The sequence below is a fragment of the Kushneria marisflavi genome, assembly GCF_002157205.1.
Taxonomy (GTDB): domain Bacteria; phylum Pseudomonadota; class Gammaproteobacteria; order Pseudomonadales; family Halomonadaceae; genus Kushneria; species Kushneria marisflavi.
This window is the reverse complement of record NZ_CP021358.1, coordinates 2,604,832-2,620,543: the sequence shown is the minus strand read 5'-3', so window position 1 is coordinate 2,620,543 and position 15,712 is coordinate 2,604,832. Positions and strand designations below refer to the sequence as shown.

At 60.0% G+C, this 15,712-nt stretch carries 13 protein-coding genes; 5 read left to right on the top strand and 8 right to left on the bottom strand.

The window, feature by feature from the left end:
- Window positions 1-42 precede the first annotated feature (42 nt).
- The 5 genes from B9H00_RS11970 to B9H00_RS11950 all read left to right on the top strand — a co-directional run bounded on the left by B9H00_RS11970 (window position 43) and on the right by B9H00_RS11950 (window position 8,048).
- The gene (locus B9H00_RS11970; protein WP_169713440.1) at window positions 43-879 is read left to right on the top strand and encodes a Tim44 domain-containing protein; all 837 of its coding nucleotides are present in this window, start codon (window positions 43-45) and stop codon (window positions 877-879) included.
- Window positions 880-1,170: 291 nt separating this feature from the next.
- On the top strand, window positions 1,171-3,069 hold the full coding sequence (locus B9H00_RS11965) for a sensor histidine kinase (protein WP_086900833.1): 1,899 nt from the start codon (window positions 1,171-1,173) through the stop codon (window positions 3,067-3,069).
- Window positions 3,062-4,450, top strand: a complete 1,389-nt coding sequence (locus B9H00_RS11960; protein WP_086900832.1) for a sigma-54-dependent transcriptional regulator — start codon at window positions 3,062-3,064, stop codon at window positions 4,448-4,450. Before B9H00_RS11965 ends, B9H00_RS11960 begins: the two co-directional genes overlap by 8 nt.
- 348 nt (window positions 4,451-4,798) lie before the next feature.
- The gene (locus B9H00_RS11955; protein WP_120211704.1) at window positions 4,799-5,812 is read left to right on the top strand and encodes a TAXI family TRAP transporter solute-binding subunit; all 1,014 of its coding nucleotides are present in this window, start codon (window positions 4,799-4,801) and stop codon (window positions 5,810-5,812) included.
- 61 nt (window positions 5,813-5,873) lie between these two features.
- Window positions 5,874-8,048: a TRAP transporter permease gene (locus tag B9H00_RS11950; protein WP_086900831.1), complete on the top strand. Its 2,175-nt coding sequence runs from the start codon at window positions 5,874-5,876 to the stop codon at window positions 8,046-8,048.
- A 58-nt stretch (window positions 8,049-8,106) separates the two neighbouring features.
- On the opposite strand, the gene B9H00_RS11945 is transcribed toward B9H00_RS11950, so the two are convergent.
- The 8 genes from B9H00_RS11945 to B9H00_RS11910 all read right to left on the bottom strand — a co-directional run bounded on the left by B9H00_RS11945 (window position 8,107) and on the right by B9H00_RS11910 (window position 15,650).
- Complete coding sequence (locus tag B9H00_RS11945) at window positions 8,107-9,312, bottom strand: pyridoxal-phosphate-dependent aminotransferase family protein (RefSeq protein WP_086900830.1); 1,206 nt, start codon at window positions 9,310-9,312, stop codon at window positions 8,107-8,109.
- Between the two features lie 249 nt (window positions 9,313-9,561).
- A complete protein-coding gene (locus B9H00_RS11940) occupies window positions 9,562-10,680 on the bottom strand; it encodes a 5-(carboxyamino)imidazole ribonucleotide synthase (protein WP_086900829.1) in 1,119 nt (372 codons plus the stop codon).
- Window positions 10,681-10,754: 74 nt separating this feature from the next.
- Window positions 10,755-11,246 carry a 5-(carboxyamino)imidazole ribonucleotide mutase gene (gene purE, locus B9H00_RS11935; protein ID WP_086900828.1) on the bottom strand — a complete coding sequence of 164 codons (492 nt, stop codon included), beginning with the start codon at window positions 11,244-11,246 and terminating at the stop codon, window positions 10,755-10,757.
- Window positions 11,247-11,422: 176 nt separating this feature from the next.
- Window positions 11,423-12,076 (bottom strand): glutathione S-transferase family protein, encoded by a 654-nt coding sequence (locus B9H00_RS11930; RefSeq protein WP_086900827.1) that lies wholly within the window; start codon window positions 12,074-12,076, stop codon window positions 11,423-11,425.
- 68 nt (window positions 12,077-12,144) lie between these two features.
- A complete protein-coding gene (locus B9H00_RS11925) occupies window positions 12,145-12,402 on the bottom strand; it encodes a DUF3253 domain-containing protein (RefSeq protein WP_086900826.1) in 258 nt (85 codons plus the stop codon).
- Window positions 12,395-12,808, bottom strand: a complete 414-nt coding sequence (locus B9H00_RS11920) for a VOC family protein (protein WP_086900825.1) — start codon at window positions 12,806-12,808, stop codon at window positions 12,395-12,397. The genes B9H00_RS11925 and B9H00_RS11920 overlap by 8 nt, the downstream gene beginning before the upstream one ends.
- A gap of 213 nt (window positions 12,809-13,021) precedes the next feature.
- A complete protein-coding gene (locus B9H00_RS11915; protein WP_086900824.1) occupies window positions 13,022-13,732 on the bottom strand; it encodes an extensin-like domain-containing protein in 711 nt (236 codons plus the stop codon).
- 247 nt (window positions 13,733-13,979) lie between these two features.
- Complete coding sequence (locus B9H00_RS11910; RefSeq protein WP_086900823.1) at window positions 13,980-15,650, bottom strand: BCCT family transporter; 1,671 nt, start codon at window positions 15,648-15,650, stop codon at window positions 13,980-13,982.
- Window positions 15,651-15,712 lie beyond the last annotated feature (62 nt).

Below are 15,712 nucleotides of genomic sequence, written 5' to 3'. Positions count from 1 at the left end.
GTTGACCACCACTCAATGATGCATTTATCGGGAGGATCTCTCATGCGTCATCTATTGATTACCCTGCTCATCGGTCTGATGAGCTTTGGCCTGGCGGTCGAGCACGCCGACGCCAAGCGTTTCGGCGGCGGCAAGAGCTTTGGCAGCTACTCGCGCTCGGCCAGCCCAAGCAGCAGTCAGGCCACGACACCGCCACGGCAGGCCCAGCAGGGCACTCGTGCCGCCGGTGGTGGCATGTCGCGCTTCATGGGCCCGCTGGCAGGCATCATGGCCGGCGGCCTTCTGGCCTCGCTGTTTTTCGGCGGCGCCTTCGACGGTATCCGCTTCATGGATATCCTGCTGATCGCGCTTTTGGGCTTTATTGCCTGGAAGGTGCTGGCCGCACGGCGTCGAGCCACCAATACCGGTGCCCACGACGCGCATCAACAGCCTCAGCAGCGTCAGGCGCACGATTTTGGTGGCACCTCCAGCGGCACGGCTGGTGCCATGGGCGGTGCGGCCATGGCCAGCGAGCCTGCCTGGTTTAGTCGCGAGCAGTTTCTGTCCGGTGCCAAGGAGCACTTCATGAACCTGCAACGCGCCTGGGACAACAACGACTTTGAAAAGATTCAGGAGTTTGTCACGCCTGAACTCTATAACCTGCTGCGCAAGGAGCGTGCCGAGCAGAGCGCCAATAACCAGACCGAGATCGTGCGTCTGTTTGCTGAGCTTGGCGATGTACGCGAATACGGTCAGCAGGCCGAGGCTACAGTGTTGTTCCACGGCATCATGAAAGAGGATGGCCAGGAAAACGAATTCAACGAAACCTGGCATTTGATTCGTGAAGTCCGCGACCAGGCGCCCTGGTATATTCAGGGCATCGAACAGAACAACGTCTGACCCGCCTTGCCGCCGCCCCATCCGGGGCGGCGGTTTCTTTTTTTCTCGCCATCAAGCCATGCTCATCCATCCCGGATGGTTGACCGAGCCTGCCTGTCAGAACACAAGCCTTTTGGTGGCCGTAATGGCCAATGACACCCTGGCTTTCGATCTGCTTATCTGCATCGACCATTCGATACTGTGCACTCCCATCGGATCCGCGTAACGTGATGTTTTGACACGACGCCACCGGAGAGAGCATGTGCCGCCTAAAAGCCATTGGCCCTAACGTGGCACAGCGTGGGCCCACCAATGACAGGTGATTCTCGCCAACGAAAGGTCAGATACCGTCGTGCGCTGATCATGGTGGCGTTTGGCATTGCCCTGGTCATTTTCATGTGGCAGGGCGCACGACTGGCCCGTGAGCAGGCACTGACGGAACTGCGTCATGCCGCTGGCAACGCCCTGCAGCTGTCTCGTGCCAACCTGACCGGCTACCTCACCCGTCACGACTATCTGCCCCACCTGCTCGCCACTCGCGAAAGCGTGCGCCGCTTTCTCGCCCAGGGAGAGGATGAGCTTGCCCCCCTGACGCTCAACCAGCTGCTGGATCGCTCACGCGCCTATGCCGACGTTTCGGACATTTATCTGCTTGATCATGACGGCACCACCATAGCCGCCAGCAACTGGCAGCGCTCCGACAGCTTTCTGGGAAAGAACTACGCCTTTCGCGGCTATTATCGTCAGGCGATCAACGGCCGCAGCGGTCGCTTCCACGCCCTTGGTACGCAGTCGGGCACACGCGGATACTATTTTTCGGCCCCCGTTTGGGCCAGTGGTCAGGCTTCGGATACGCCCCCGGATGGTGTGATGGTGGTCAAGGTAGGCCTCGAAGAGATCGAGCGTGAGTGGCAAAGCCTCGATGCCACACTGCTGGTGGCGGACATCAACGGTATTATCTTCATGTCCAGCGATCCCGACCTGCGCCTGACCGCACTACAGCCGCTCTCCGAGAGCGCCCGCAAGGGGCTGTTATCGACCCGGCGTTATGCTGATGAACCACTGCCAGAGGCAGGGATTGAGGTGCTTGAGCCCCTCCCCGGCGGCGCTCGACGGGTACGCCTTGGCCATCAGGACTATTTGAATCTTTCACAGCCGCTGGCGCGCTTTAACTGGAGCCTGAACATTCTGCAACCAATGAGCCCGGTCAAGCAGGCACAGTGGCTGGGCGCACTGGGGGCCGGCGGCGGCTGGATGCTGATTGCCCTGGGGAGCGCCATTGGCTGGCAGCGTCGGCGATTGCGTCGTGAACGTGAGCGCTTCGCCGAACGCGAGCGTCACACCCTGGCACATGCTCGCGATGAGCTGGAGCGCCACGTGGCAGCTCGTACCCGCGAGCTGGTCACCTCCAACCATCATCTCTCACAGGAAATAGAAGAACGAAAGCGTGCCGAGGAGAGCCTGCGTCAGACTCGCGACGAGCTGGTACAGGCGGCCCGGCTGGCCGTTCTGGGTCAGTTGGCCGCCAGCATCAATCACGAACTCAACCAGCCCCTTGGCGCGATTCGAGCCTATGCTGACAATGCCCGTATATTGCTGGCACGCGACCGCGTCGATGATGCCGACAGCAACCTGGCGCAGATTTCCGAACTGGTAGAACGCATGGCCGCCATCAGCGCTCAGCTCCGCCAGTTCTCTCGCAAGGGGGGCGAGATGCTGAGTGACGTCTCGGCTCAGGCGTGCTTTGACTATGCGCTGCGTCTTTTTCGCGCGCGTCTGGAAGAATCAGACATCACGGTCGTATCACAAATGAGTGAGACCACCTGCTGGGTGCGTGCCGACCCGGTACGACTTGAGCAGGTGCTGGTCAATCTGATCGGCAATGCTCAGCAGGCGATGAGCGAGAGCGTCGAACGCCGGTTAATACTGGTCGTCGAAAAAAACGATGATCAGGTGATCCTGAGCGTTGCCGACAGCGGCCCCGGACTCAGCGAGGAGGTACTTGATCATCTTTTCGAGCCCTTTTATACCACTCGCCCGGCCGGTAATGGCCTGGGTCTTGGGCTGTCGATCTCGCAGCGCATTATCAGCGATCTCGGTGGCCGCCTCGAAGCCCGTAACCGTCCCGAGGGAGGCGCCCTGTTCATGATCCAGCTACCCGCCGCTACCACGCCAGATTCACCACTATCAGAGAGCCCTGCTGATGCCTGACCGCCCGGCCACGCCCGTCATCATCGTTGATGATGAGCCCCATATGCGCTTTACCACCAGCCAGACCCTGGAGCTGGCCGGCTACCAGCCGCTGCCAATGGCCAGTGCAGAAAAGGCACTGGAGGCATTGGAGAAAGACTTTCCCGGTGTGCTGATCAGTGACATTCGCATGCCGGGCATGGATGGCATGGCACTGTTGCGTGAGGTAAACGCTCGCGACCCGGAGCTGCCGGTGATTCTAATTACCGGTCATGGCGACGTCTCCACCGCGGTCACCGCCATGCGTGACGGCGCCTGGGACTTCGTCGAGAAACCCTTTGCCGGCGATGAGCTGATAGAAGTAGTACGCCGCGCCGCCGAAACCCGGCGGCTGGCCCTGGAGAACCGCCATTTGCGGGCCGAACTGGAGGCTCAGCAGTCGGCACCGGGACCACGGCTGGTGGGCCGCACAGCAGCGATCGCCCAACTGGCCACCATGGTGTCACGCATCAGTCAGGTAGAGACAGATGTTTTGCTGTTCGGTGAAACCGGTGCCGGCAAGGATCTGGTCGCCCGAGCCATCCATGAGCGTAGTCGCCGCAGCGGGGCGCCTTTCGTCGCCATTAACTGCGGTGCCGTGCCGGAGAGCATTATCGAGTCGGAACTGTTCGGTCATGAAAAGGGAGCCTTCACCGGCGCGGTAGAGCGACGTATCGGAAAGTTTGAATACGCCCAGGGGGGCACCGTTTTTCTCGATGAGATTGAATCCATGCCACTGGCGCTGCAGGTACGGCTGTTGCGGGTACTCCAGGAGCGTGCCATCGAACGTCTTGGCGCCAATGACGCCGTCGAACTGGATATTCGCGTAATCGCCGCGACCAAGGTGGACCTGAAAGTGGCCGCCGAAAAGGGGCTCTTTCGTGAGGACCTTTACTATCGGCTCAACGTGGTCACCCTGCCGATTCCACCGCTTCGCGAGCGGCGCGAGGATATCCCGCTTTTGTTTCAGCATTTTGCCGTGGTCGCGGCGACCCGCAGCGGCCTTGAGGCGCCTCCACTCGACGGTGCCGGCGTATCTGCATTACTGACCCACGACTGGCCCGGCAATGTGCGCGAACTGCGCAACCTTGCCGAGCGCTATGTATTGATCGGCAGTGCTCACGATTACCGCCTGGACGTCCTGCTTGGCAGTGTTGAGGGCGATGGCGGTGAACTGTCACTGGCCCGCCAGGTCGAGATGTTCGAAAAAAGTCTGATCGATCAGGCGCTGGCCCGCTGTCGCGGCCGCATCAGTGAGGCCTGTGAGCATCTCGACATACCGAGAAAAACCCTCTATGACAAGCTGAAAAAGCATGACCTGCGTGCCGAAGCGTATCGCCGTGACGGCAGCGATGAAAACTAGGCACAGCCACTGACCGCTCAAGAGCGGCACTATCCCTGCTTCGACGCTGCCTTCACCGTTATACTTTAGCCTCAAATAGCGTCCATTCGGCGGCGTTGGCAGCCTCTCCCCCTTCCTGATCACATCATTGTGCGGATTTCCGCACACCTCTCATGTCCGAAAGTGCGGATATCCGCCACTAATCTGCCCTTCTCCACGCGACCAAAGTTGAAACAAAAAGTTTCAAGCCAATGAAATAGTTGAACAAAATGGCAAGTGGCGCATCGCTTGCCACTCCTGATATGTGACGTACAACGACGCCGTGGTCGGTGTCCTTCAAAAAAGTCCAATCATAACGGGAGCTTCATCATGCCTACCCTGTCACGCAATACCCTTGCCCTGACTGTCGCGGCGTCCATGACGACGGCGGCCTCGCTTGCGACCATCGGCGCAGCCCAGGCCGGCGATAGCGTTGACCGCAGTGACTGGCCAGGCAGTATCACCGTGGCCACCGCAAGCCAGGGCGGAACCTACTATGTCTATGGTTCTGGCTGGGCCAACCTGATCGCTGATGAACTGGGCATTTCCGGCGGCGGCGAAATCACCGGCGGCCCGACACAGAACATGGCACTGGTTCACAGCGGCGATGTTGCGCTGGGCCTGACCACCATGGGGCCCGCAGACCAGGCCCTCAAGGGCGAAAGTCCGCTGGCGCCGGGCATGAAGATGGATAACGTCTGTGCGCTGTTCCCGATGTATGAAACGCCCTTTTCGGTCGCCGCCCTTTCCAGCAGTGGTATCGACAGCATCGACGGCATCCCCGATGGCGCCCGTATCGGCTTCGGCCCGGCGGCTTCCACCTCCGACACCTACTTCCCGGCGATTCTTTCCGAACTGGGTGTGGATTATGAACGACGCAACGGCGGCTGGTCCGATCTCGGTAGCCAGCTACAGGATGGCCTGATCGACGTGGTCGCCTTCGCGGCCGGCATCCCCATCCCGGCCGTCAGCCAGCTGGAAGTACAGACCGGCGTCAATTTCATCGAGTTCACCGAAGCACAACAGGAAAAAATCGTCGACGACTTCCCGGTCGCGCCGTTCACCATTCCGGCCAGCACCTATAGCACGCTGGATCACGATCTACGCGCCGTATCGATGTGGAACTTCACCATCGCCAACTGCGATCTGCCTGAAGACTTCGTCTATCAGGTCGTCAAGCTGAGCATGGAAAACAACGACCGCATGCGCGACATCCACCGCAGCGCTGCCAACAGCGTCCCGGAGAACCTCAAGTACAACACTGTACTGCCCTACCACCCGGGTGCCGTGCGCTGGTACGAGGAGAACGGTTACAACATCGACCCCTCGCTGACCCGTCAGTAAGACTCGTCGCCGCCTCGTACGCGGGGCGGCGCCGTTTTTCGAATCACTCGGGGTGACCACCATGTCCAATCAGTACAAGAATCAGACGCCTGAAGATGACCGGATCATCGCCGACGGCGTTGACAGCGATGTCGTCGAGCCAGGCCGGCGTGTCTTTTCAGGCAGGCTCTGGTGGGTGTTCGCCGCCATGGCCGTGGCCTATACCAGCTTTCATCTAATTTCGCTCAATATCTATCCGATCGAAACCTGGACGTTTCGTATCCTTCACGTCTGCGGCGCGCTGATTCTCGGCTTCGGTCTCTATACCGGGGCGCGCTTCGCCGAGGAGGGTGGCAAAACCTCCCCTCGCTGGCTGGACGGTATCGCTGCCATTATGCTGCTGCCTGCCCTCTACGCGCTGGCACAGGTGTTCATGATGCACCAGGCCATGGCCGACGGTGCCATGCGTATTGATCCGGCCATCGAGACCTGGCACTTCGGCGCTCCGCTGATCGTCGCCACCGTAAGTGCCATCGTGCTTTCCTGGGTGATTCGCCGCCCGCGCGGTCATCTCCCCATCGCCGAACTGGTATTGATGGTCTGCGCTGCCACGGCCACCAGCTATCTGCTGCTCATGTTCAATTCACCGCTGCGCGCCGCAACCGGCACCGCTTTCGCACCCATCGGTATCTCGTGGGCAGCCATTGCCGGTTCAATGCTGATTCTGGAGCTGACCCGTCGGGTGGCCGGCATGGCACTGGTGATCATCGCTGCCATCTTCATCGCCTATGTCTTTGCAGGCCCCTTTTTACCTGGTTTTCTCGGCTATCCGGGACTGACGCTCAACCGCTTTTTCAGCCAGGTCTATACCGATGCCGGCGTTCTGGGGCCAACAACTGCAGTCTCTTCGACCTATATCATCCTGTTCATTATCTTTGCCGCCTTTCTGCAAGCGTCAAAGGTGGGGGATTATTTTGTCAATTTCGCCTTTGCCGCTGCCGGCCGCGCCCGAGGTGGCCCAGCCAAGGTCTCCATTTTCGCCTCCGGCCTGATGGGCATGATCAACGGCACCAGTGCCGGCAACGTCGTCTCGACCGGCTCGCTGACCATCCCGCTGATGAAAAAGGTGGGCTACCCGGGGCGCAGTGCTGGCGCCATTGAGGCTGCCGCCTCGACGGGGGGGCAGATCATGCCGCCGATCATGGGGGCAGGCGCCTTCATCATGGCCGAGATTACCGGCATTCCCTATACCGAAATCGCTATCGCAGCGGTCATTCCGGCCATTCTTTATTTCGCCTCGATCTATTTCATGGTCGACTTCGAGGCTGCTCGCAAGGGCATGCGTGGCATGACCCGCGACGAGATTCCGAAGTTCTCGAAGCTGGCCCGTCATGCCTATCTGTTCGCCCCCATCATCATTCTGGTGGCAGCGCTGTTCATGGGCTATTCGGTGATCCGCGCCGGCACCCTGGCCACTGCCTCGGCAGCCATTGTCAGCTGGATCTCACCCAACAAAATGGGACCGGCCGCCATTCTGCGCGCCCTGCAACTGGGGGGCACGATGTCGATCCAGATCATTGCGGTCTGTGCCTGCGCCGGTCTGATTGTCGGCGTCATCGGGCTTACAGGGGTGGGGGCGCGCTTCTCTTCGCTGCTGCTGGGCCTGGCAGGCGTCAGTCAGCTGCTGGCGCTGTTCTTCGCCATGCTGATCAGCATTTTGCTGGGAATGGGGATGCCTACCACCGCCGCCTATGCAGTGGCTGCCTCGGTCGTGGCGCCGGGACTGATTGGCATCGGCATTCAGCCGCTGGTGGCGCACTTCTTCGTTTTCTACTTCGCGGTGGTCTCGGCGATCACACCGCCGGTGGCGCTGGCCTCCTACGCCGCAGCAGGCATTTCAGGAGATAATGCCATGGGCACCTCGGTGGCCTCGTTCAAGATCGGGCTGGCCGCCTTCATTGTGCCCTTCATGTTCTTCTACAGCCCGGCAATGCTAATGGAGGGCAGCTGGCTGGAAATCGCTCGGGTTGGCGTGACCGCCACCATGGGTATCGTACTGCTCTCCGCCACCGTTCAGGCATGGTTTTTCGGCCCGGTAAAGGCCTGGCAACGTGCCGTGATGTTTATCGGAGCGCTGTGCATGATCTATGGCGGTATCTATACCGACCTGGCGGGGGTCGCCATTGCTGCCGGATTGATCGTCATGCAGCGTCGTCACCACAACGGCAGCAACACGCCGAAAATGGCAACGACCTGAAAGGAGAAAGTCGCCATGACAAGGGCCCCACAGTCGGGGCCCTTGTTGTTGAAGACGTTCAGGCATAGACCGGCGCGTAACCCTCAAGTGCCTTTTCAAGTGCGGCCACGCCTGCGGGCACATCAACCGGATACCCCAGCGTTCTGATGCTTGCACCCAGCGCGTGCACGGTTCGAAACAGGTGATGCGTCCGACACTGTTCGCCCATCTGCCCGATACGCACGATGTTGGCACCGAAGGCACCGGAAATTTCTACACCGTGATGGCGCGAGATATGCGCCATCAGATCGGCCTGCGCCAGGCCCTCGGGCAAATGAATGCCCACCACCGAACTCAGCCGCGAGGGCCCTTCGATATAAAGTTCAAGACCCAGCCCCTCTATACCCGCCTGCAGTGCTCTGGAGCAGCGCAGATGACGATCAAAGCGTTTCGGCAGGGTCTCCTGACACACCAGACGCAGCGCCTCGTGCAGCGCCAGAATGCCCGATACCGGCGCCGTATAGTGATAGGATTTTCGGTACCAGAACTGATGTGCCAGTCGAGCATCAAGACACCAGTGGGTCAGGGTGCGCTCACGCTGCTCAATGACCTCCCAGGCACGGTCGGAAAAGGCAATCAGCGACACACCGGGGATTGAACTCAATCCCTTCTGGCCGCCGGTAATCACCACATCAACGCCCCAGGCATCCATCTCCAGCGGCATCGTACTCAGCGTACAGACCGCGTCACAGATCACCAGACAGTTGGCCTCGGAAGCTGCGCGACAGATGGCCGGCAGGGTGTGGTTGAACACGGTGCTGGAGGTCTCCCCCTGCACGATGGTCAACACACGCGGACGATGCGTCCTGATGGCCTCGATAACGTCTGCCTCACTGGCGGCGCAGGCGACGCCGGCATCCAGCTCCACCACCTCTCCACCGGCGCGGCGGGCCATCTCTCCCAGGCGACTGCTGAAAAAGCCATTATTGACCGTCAGCACCCGCGTACCGGGGTCGACCAGGTTGATCACCGCCATTTCCATGGCGGCCGAACCCGGGCCGGCCACGCCCAGAATATGGCGTGATTCGGTCTGAAAGACGTAGCGCGACATCGCCTTCACCTGCTCGATGATGCGCGCCATGGTCTCACCCAGATGATTGATGACGATACCGTTGGCCGCCGCCACCCTGGCCGGAATGGGCACGGGGCCCGCGCCCATCATGAGCAGCGGCTCATCAGGCAAAATGGCTTCCAGGGGGTCGATATCAGGCACGGCATAAGGCATCACCATCTCCTTGAGATGACATCAAACAAAATTGCAGCGCCATGGCGCCGGCATGAACCTTCCAGTATGCCTACGCTCTGAAAACGTCGACAAGCGAAAGATCACCATGATCTGATCAAGGTAATACCTCAGGTCCGAGCGGACATTAGGGGACTCGCAGGTGAAAAAGCCGTTTGAACAACGAGGAAAAGGTGAGGGGCATAGCGGGTCTGCAGGCGCCGAGCGACCCCTGCAGACGTTGGAAAAACGTCAGACGTTGTCCCAGTGCATGGTGTTGTCAAACGCGCCGGGCAGCAGGGAGGTGACCGCATGCACCCGCGTCATGAGCGTGGCATAGTCATCGGCCACCACATTGATGTGGGCCAGCTTGCGCCCGGCGCGGGGCGATTTGCCGTAGCGGTGCAGATGCACCCCCTCAAGTGCGAGCAGCGCAGCGCTATCGCCCTCTTCGCTGATAACATTGACCATGCAGGTCAGACCGCGCGCACTTGTATCACCCAGCGGCAGTCCGGCAATGGCTCGCAGGTGGTTTTCAAACTGGCTGGTGACGGCACCATTCATGGTCCAGTGACCCGAGTTGTGCACTCGGGGCGCCATCTCGTTGGCCAGAAGCCTGCCGTCGCGTGTCTGAAAAAGCTCCAGCGACAGCACGCCGACATAGTCCAGCTCATCCAGCAGCACCTGGATGTAGCCATCCGCCGTGGCCTGCAGGGCCTGATCCACATCCGGCAGCGGCGCCACCGAATAACGCAGAATGCCCTCTTCGTGCTGGTTCTCCGTAATCGGGTACGAGCGCACCTCCCCATCGCGCCCGCGCACGGCAATCAGGGAGACCTCCCGCACGAAATCCACGAACGCCTCGACCACCAGCTGATCGTGGCCGATGCTCTGCCACGCCTCGCTGGCCTGTTCGGGCGTGCGCAGCACGGCCTGGCCCTTGCCGTCATAACCTTCGGTCGTGGACTTGGCCACCACCGGGCAGCCCAGCTCACGGGCGGCCGCTTCGAGGGCCTGCGCGCTGTCGACCAGTCGATACTCGGGCGTCGGGATACCCAGCTGCGAAAACAATGCCTTCTCTTTGGCGCGATGCTGGCACACCGCAATGGCACGGCTTGACGGGTAGACCGGTCGAACCTGCTCAATACGCTCCAAAAGCGTGACCGGCAGGTGTTCGAATTCATAGGTGACCACATCAGCGCGGTCGATGAACGCCTCAAGGGTGGCGTCATCACTACCGGTCAGGAGTTCACCGATGCCGGCACTGGGCGTGCCATTGGGGTCCAGAAGGGTAAATTGCTGACCCAGCGGCAGGCCCGCCAGCGCCATCATGCGTCCGAGCTGTCCTGCTCCCAGAATGCCGATCTGCATGGCCGTCTCTCGCTCATAAACAGGGGGTGAAGGAATCTGCGCCAGTACTTTCAGCAGTACTGTTTTTAGTCGTATTACTCTGCGTCAGGGTCGGGATTATCCAGTACGTTCCGGGTCTGTTCGGCGCGGAAGGCCTCAACGGCGCGACGCACCTCAGGGTCATGCGTGCCGATGATCTGAGCCGCCAGAAGCCCCGCATTGGTGGCGCCGGCCTTGCCGATCGCCAGCGTCCCCACGGCGATACCGCCAGGCATCTGAGCAATTGAAAGCAGCGAATCCATGCCCTTGAGCGCCTTGGACTCGACCGGTACACCCAGCACGGGCAGCGGCGTTTTCGAGGCCACCATACCGGGCAGATGTGCGGCACCACCGGCGCCGGCGATGATGACTTCAATGCCCCGCTCGGCGGCGGTGCTGGCATACTCGAACATCAGATCCGGCGTACGGTGCGCCGAGACAACACGAGTCTCGTAAGCCACTCCCAGACGCGTCAGCATGTTGACGGCATGTTCCATCACCGGCCAGTCCGACTTCGATCCCATGATCACTCCCACGCGCGGCTGCATCGGCACTCCCCTTTTCGGCAATGAACATTCGACAGGAAACAGCGCAGCGCCGGCGATGGCCGGGGCACTGCGTCATGTTGGAAAACCGTGCAGGATACCCGCTCGGGCCAGGGGGGGGAAGTCACCAGAGCCCGGGCAGTGCCGCCGGAGGCGCAACGACCATACCGGCGTAGGGCTTAGCCTGAGTGGCGAAAGCGCTCGGGGATGGTGCGCTCGAAGCTTTCACGCTGTTGAATGTTGTCCCACCAGCGCTGCACGCCCGGATAATCGGCCATGATGTCGCGGCCTTCCGGGGTCATCACCACGTAGGCCATGATCGGCGCCAGCAGAAAATCCACGTAGGAAATGGGGCCGGCCACCAGCCAGGTGCGGTTGCCCAGCGACTGCTCCAGCAGCGAAAACTGATGGCGTACTTTCGGCAGCGCCGCAGCAATGACCGTTTCATCCACCGGTCGTTGCAGCAGGGGATTGATCACGCGCTGCCAGACCAGCTCCATGATCATGGTCTGGTAATAGTAGTTGTTGATCACCGCCGCCCACTGGCGCATGTCGACCCGGTCATCCAGCTGCCGTGGCACCAGCGCCGGCGCCGGAAAATGCCCTTCCAGAAACTCGGCGATGGCGTCGGTCTCATACAGGATACGCCCACCGGTTTCCAGCGCCGGCACCTTGCCAAAGGGATGGCGGCGCAGATGTTCGGGCGAGTGGGTCTCCCCCTTGAGCACATCGACCGAAACCTGATCACAGGTCACGCCCTTTTCCATGAAGAGCATGCGCACCGTGCGCACGTAGGTGCTGCCATCAAAACCATAAAGAACAAAATCGCTCACGCGCTACTCCCTGAAGCGTCGGGCCTGCTGCGCGGTGCCTATCCATCGGCACAGCACATTGACAGGCGTTAACCCAACCGTAGACGTATCGGACCGCGATGCGCCATATCCGGTGACAGTCGCTGCCCTCGGGAAAGAATATCGAGGCGACCCTGACGGGCAAGCTCGAAGGCCACCCGGCGAACGTCATCCATGTGCTCGCGCCAGTGCGCCTCATCAAACAGCTCGCGCGCCACCTCCGAAGGACAAAGGCTTTTGTCATGTCCGCGCCGCCCGGCCAGCACCATCAGCGTTTCAGCAATGGCGGTATCATCCGGGTCACTCATGAAATGGCGCCATCGTGCTGTCATGGACAAAGCAGAGCTTGTTGCCTTCGATATCGCGGCAGTAGGCGGCATAAAAATCCGGTCCGTAACAGTCGCGCACGCCCGGTGGACCTTCGCTGGCCCCACCGCAGGCCATGACCCGACGCCAGACCTCGTCGACACTCTCTCGACAGGGCGACATGAAACTGACCTGAGTACCATTGCCCCAGGTCGCCGGCAGGCCATTGAAGGGATACTGAATGACAAACAGCGGCCACTGCCGGCCCGGATAGTGCCAGATGGCATCAGGTGGACCACCATCGCGCTCGCCTGGCAGACGAACCAGACCCAGCGGCGTCAGAACATGATCATAGAAGGCCGCAAGACGAGGCAGATCGCGCGCACCAAGCTGAATATGGGTAAACATGGATTATGCGTACCCCCTGTCGATGGTGGGGCTCATGATGTGCAACGGGGAAGGATATTCTGGGTGGGCAGGCCGACAGACGGTACTCATGCTGCAGAACTCCTCGAGGTTATTGTTGGGGAGTAAGCTTTTACAGCCGATGCCCTCATACCATAGCCAGCCTTCAGGACAGAAACACCACCCTTTTTGTGACGATGCGTATGCCACCAGAGCCTATCGGCAGAGTCCGTAACCACGCATGCCAAAATGAAAGTGATCACGATGGGCCGCGTTATATTCCGGGCCCAATGAATTGCCAAAGACATCGCAGCTGCCCTTGAAGGCCCGCTTCAGCAGCGCACCGCGTGGTCCCTCATCTTTCCAGTGTCCGACAACCGTTGCTCGGGTGCCATCCTTCAGGCGCAACCCGATCACATCGAAGGCCTCGGCCGTGGCATGTTCGCTGCGTCGGCCACTGGCACGGTGATAGACATTGCGACAGGCAAAGCTGCCGACGTGGTCTACACGAGCAATATCCTGGCCGAATATGTCACGCGCTGCCGGCTGCAGGCGCTGTCGCTCGAACACCACCCAGGACAGCGCAAGCGGACAACTGGCCAGAAAGCTGGTGCCAAATCGGACTGACGTCGAGCGTACCCGCACGGCGTGATCCAGCTGGCATGCACCAATCTCGGGGCTGCCCACTTCAATGTAATCGATGGCTCCCTGTTCACGCGCCCGAGCGAGCGCTGCCAGACAGCGTTGCGGATCCTGATCCAGCGCCTTGAGTTTGAAACGGGTAAGCGGATTAAGCGGATCATCCACATTGAAGGGTGCGAAGGGATTGTATCTTGAAGGTACACGCTCGCTGCCCGGCCACTGCTGCCAGAGCCCGACAGCGACCAGTACCGGAATCAATAAAACGATCAGTACGACGTAGCGCATCTCCCCTCCCGAGCGTTCGACAGGCAAAAAAAATCCCGCATGAAACACATGCAGGAAAGAAGGGGGTGTTGCATTGCATCATGGATGCAAAATGAAGCAGCTTCGAGTCTGGCGGCTCGAAACATGATCAAGGATAAGGATCGGGTGGTTAACGGGCTAATCATCATTGCGGATCATCGAAATAGTCAAAGATGATCGGATCGACCCAAAAAGCCAACCCGACACTATCAATGTGAACCGCCACCCCTTAATCCGACTCGATCTGCCCGGTTCCCCGATCCCGGTGGATTCGACGATTTTTTACCCCCGGTGAGCGGCGAATACGCTCGGCATGGGTATCGGACATCTCATCGGCTTCAAAGGCATCCGCTCCGACCGGTGTTTCATTGTGCTGACGATAGAGATTGAGCAGCATCTGTTTGCGATCGGCCCGCAGCTCCTTGAGCAGTACATAGACCATGCCGTAGATGATCAACGTAAACGGCAGTGCCGATACCACGGCCGCCGACTGCAGACCGCTGAGTCCGCTCTCCCCTCCGGCCGAAATCAGGATCAGACAGATGGCGGCAATCAACACGCCCCAGGTCACTCGCTTGTAGAGCGGCGGATTGAGCGAGCCCTTGTCCGTCATCTGCCCCACGATATAGGCCGCCGAATCGGCCGAAGTGACCAGAAAGATGAAGATCAGGATCATCGCCACGATCGACAGCGGGAAAGAAAACGGCATCTGATCAAACATCACGAACAGCGCCGAGGTGATGTTGTCACTGGTTGCCTGCGCCAGATCCGTCCCCTGAAAGATGTCCATATGGATGGCAGCCCCACCAAAGACGCCAATCCACAAACAGGCCAGCATGGGCGGCACAATCAGTACCCCGAAAACATATTGCTTGATGGTGCGGCCACGCGAGATACGCGCCACGAACGTACCCACAAACGGCGACCAGGCAATGACCCAGGCCCAGTAGAACACGGTCCAGCTGCTGGCCCAGTCGGTATCGGTATAGGGGCTCAGACGCAGACTCATGGTGAAGAAATTTTGCAGGTAGTCGCCAAGCCCTGTGGTGATGGTGCCCAGGATGGCCACGGTCGGCCCGGTAATCAGAATGTAGGCCATCAGGGCCAGACAAAGCCCCATATTGAGGTTGGACAGGCGCTTGATGCCCTTGTCGAGCCCGGAGACCGTTGAAAGCATGTAGCAGATGAACATCGCAAACAGGATGATGCCCTGCCACATCAGTCCTTCGGTGACATCAAAGACGGCATGCAGCCCGCCGTTGATCTGCAAAACCGCAAGGCCGATGGAGGTCGCCACGCCCATGACGGTGGCGACCACCGCAAAGGTATTGAGTATCCCCCCGGCCAGCACACGCCCGCGGCCAAGCTTCGCCGTCAACGGTGCCATGACCGTTGAGACCAGCCCGGTCTGTCCCTTGCGAAACTGGGTATAGGCGATGATCAGCCCTACGACGGAAAAGGCCGCCCACTGATGAACGCCCCAGTTAAAAAACGCATATTGAATGGCCAGCCGGGCGGCCTCGGGCGTTTCTCCCTCGACATCGCCAAAAGGCGGGCTGGAAAAGTGCGTCATTGGCTCGGCCATGCCGTAAAACACCAGCCCTACCCCGAAGCCGGCGGCCAACAGCATGCTGACCCAGGAAAAGAAGTCGTAGGTCGGCTTGCTTTCCTGGGGGCCGAGACGAATCTTGCCGTATTTGCTGAAGGCCAGAATCAGCAGGAAGATGACAAAGCCGAAGACCGAGAACAGATAAAACCACCCAAAGAGATGGGTCACACCGCTGAGTGCGGCGCTGGCCCCGGCACTGAACTGGTCAGGAAAGATGGCACCCATGGCCACAAGAACCACGATAATCATCGTGGAAGCGACAAAGACACGCTGTCTGGGAGCAATAACCATAAGAGCGTCGATCCCCTGTCATTGTTGGATTGTCGTTAAAGACTAGTTCAAAACATCAAGAT

Bases quoted from the DNA above. Each gene is read 5' to 3' on its own strand.
- B9H00_RS11940 (WP_086900829.1), bottom strand. From the start codon at position 10,680: ATGCAGATCGGCATTCTGGGAGCAGGACAGCTCGGACGCATGATGGCG.
- B9H00_RS11970 (WP_169713440.1), top strand. From the start codon at position 43: ATGCGTCATCTATTGATTACCCTGCTCATCGGTCTGATGAGCTTTGGC.
- B9H00_RS11965 (WP_086900833.1), top strand. From the start codon at position 1,171: ATGACAGGTGATTCTCGCCAACGAAAGGTCAGATACCGTCGTGCGCTG.
- B9H00_RS11945 (WP_086900830.1), bottom strand. From the start codon at position 9,312: ATGCCTTATGCCGTGCCTGATATCGACCCCCTGGAAGCCATTTTGCCT.
- B9H00_RS11910 (WP_086900823.1), bottom strand. From the start codon at position 15,650: ATGGTTATTGCTCCCAGACAGCGTGTCTTTGTCGCTTCCACGATGATT.
- B9H00_RS11950 (WP_086900831.1), top strand. From the start codon at position 5,874: ATGTCCAATCAGTACAAGAATCAGACGCCTGAAGATGACCGGATCATC.
- B9H00_RS11920 (WP_086900825.1), bottom strand. From the start codon at position 12,808: ATGTTTACCCATATTCAGCTTGGTGCGCGCGATCTGCCTCGTCTTGCG.
- B9H00_RS11955 (WP_120211704.1), top strand. From the start codon at position 4,799: ATGCCTACCCTGTCACGCAATACCCTTGCCCTGACTGTCGCGGCGTCC.
- B9H00_RS11925 (WP_086900826.1), bottom strand. From the start codon at position 12,402: ATGAGTGACCCGGATGATACCGCCATTGCTGAAACGCTGATGGTGCTG.
- B9H00_RS11960 (WP_086900832.1), top strand. From the start codon at position 3,062: ATGCCTGACCGCCCGGCCACGCCCGTCATCATCGTTGATGATGAGCCC.
- purE (WP_086900828.1), bottom strand. From the start codon at position 11,246: ATGCAGCCGCGCGTGGGAGTGATCATGGGATCGAAGTCGGACTGGCCG.
- B9H00_RS11915 (WP_086900824.1), bottom strand. From the start codon at position 13,732: ATGCGCTACGTCGTACTGATCGTTTTATTGATTCCGGTACTGGTCGCT.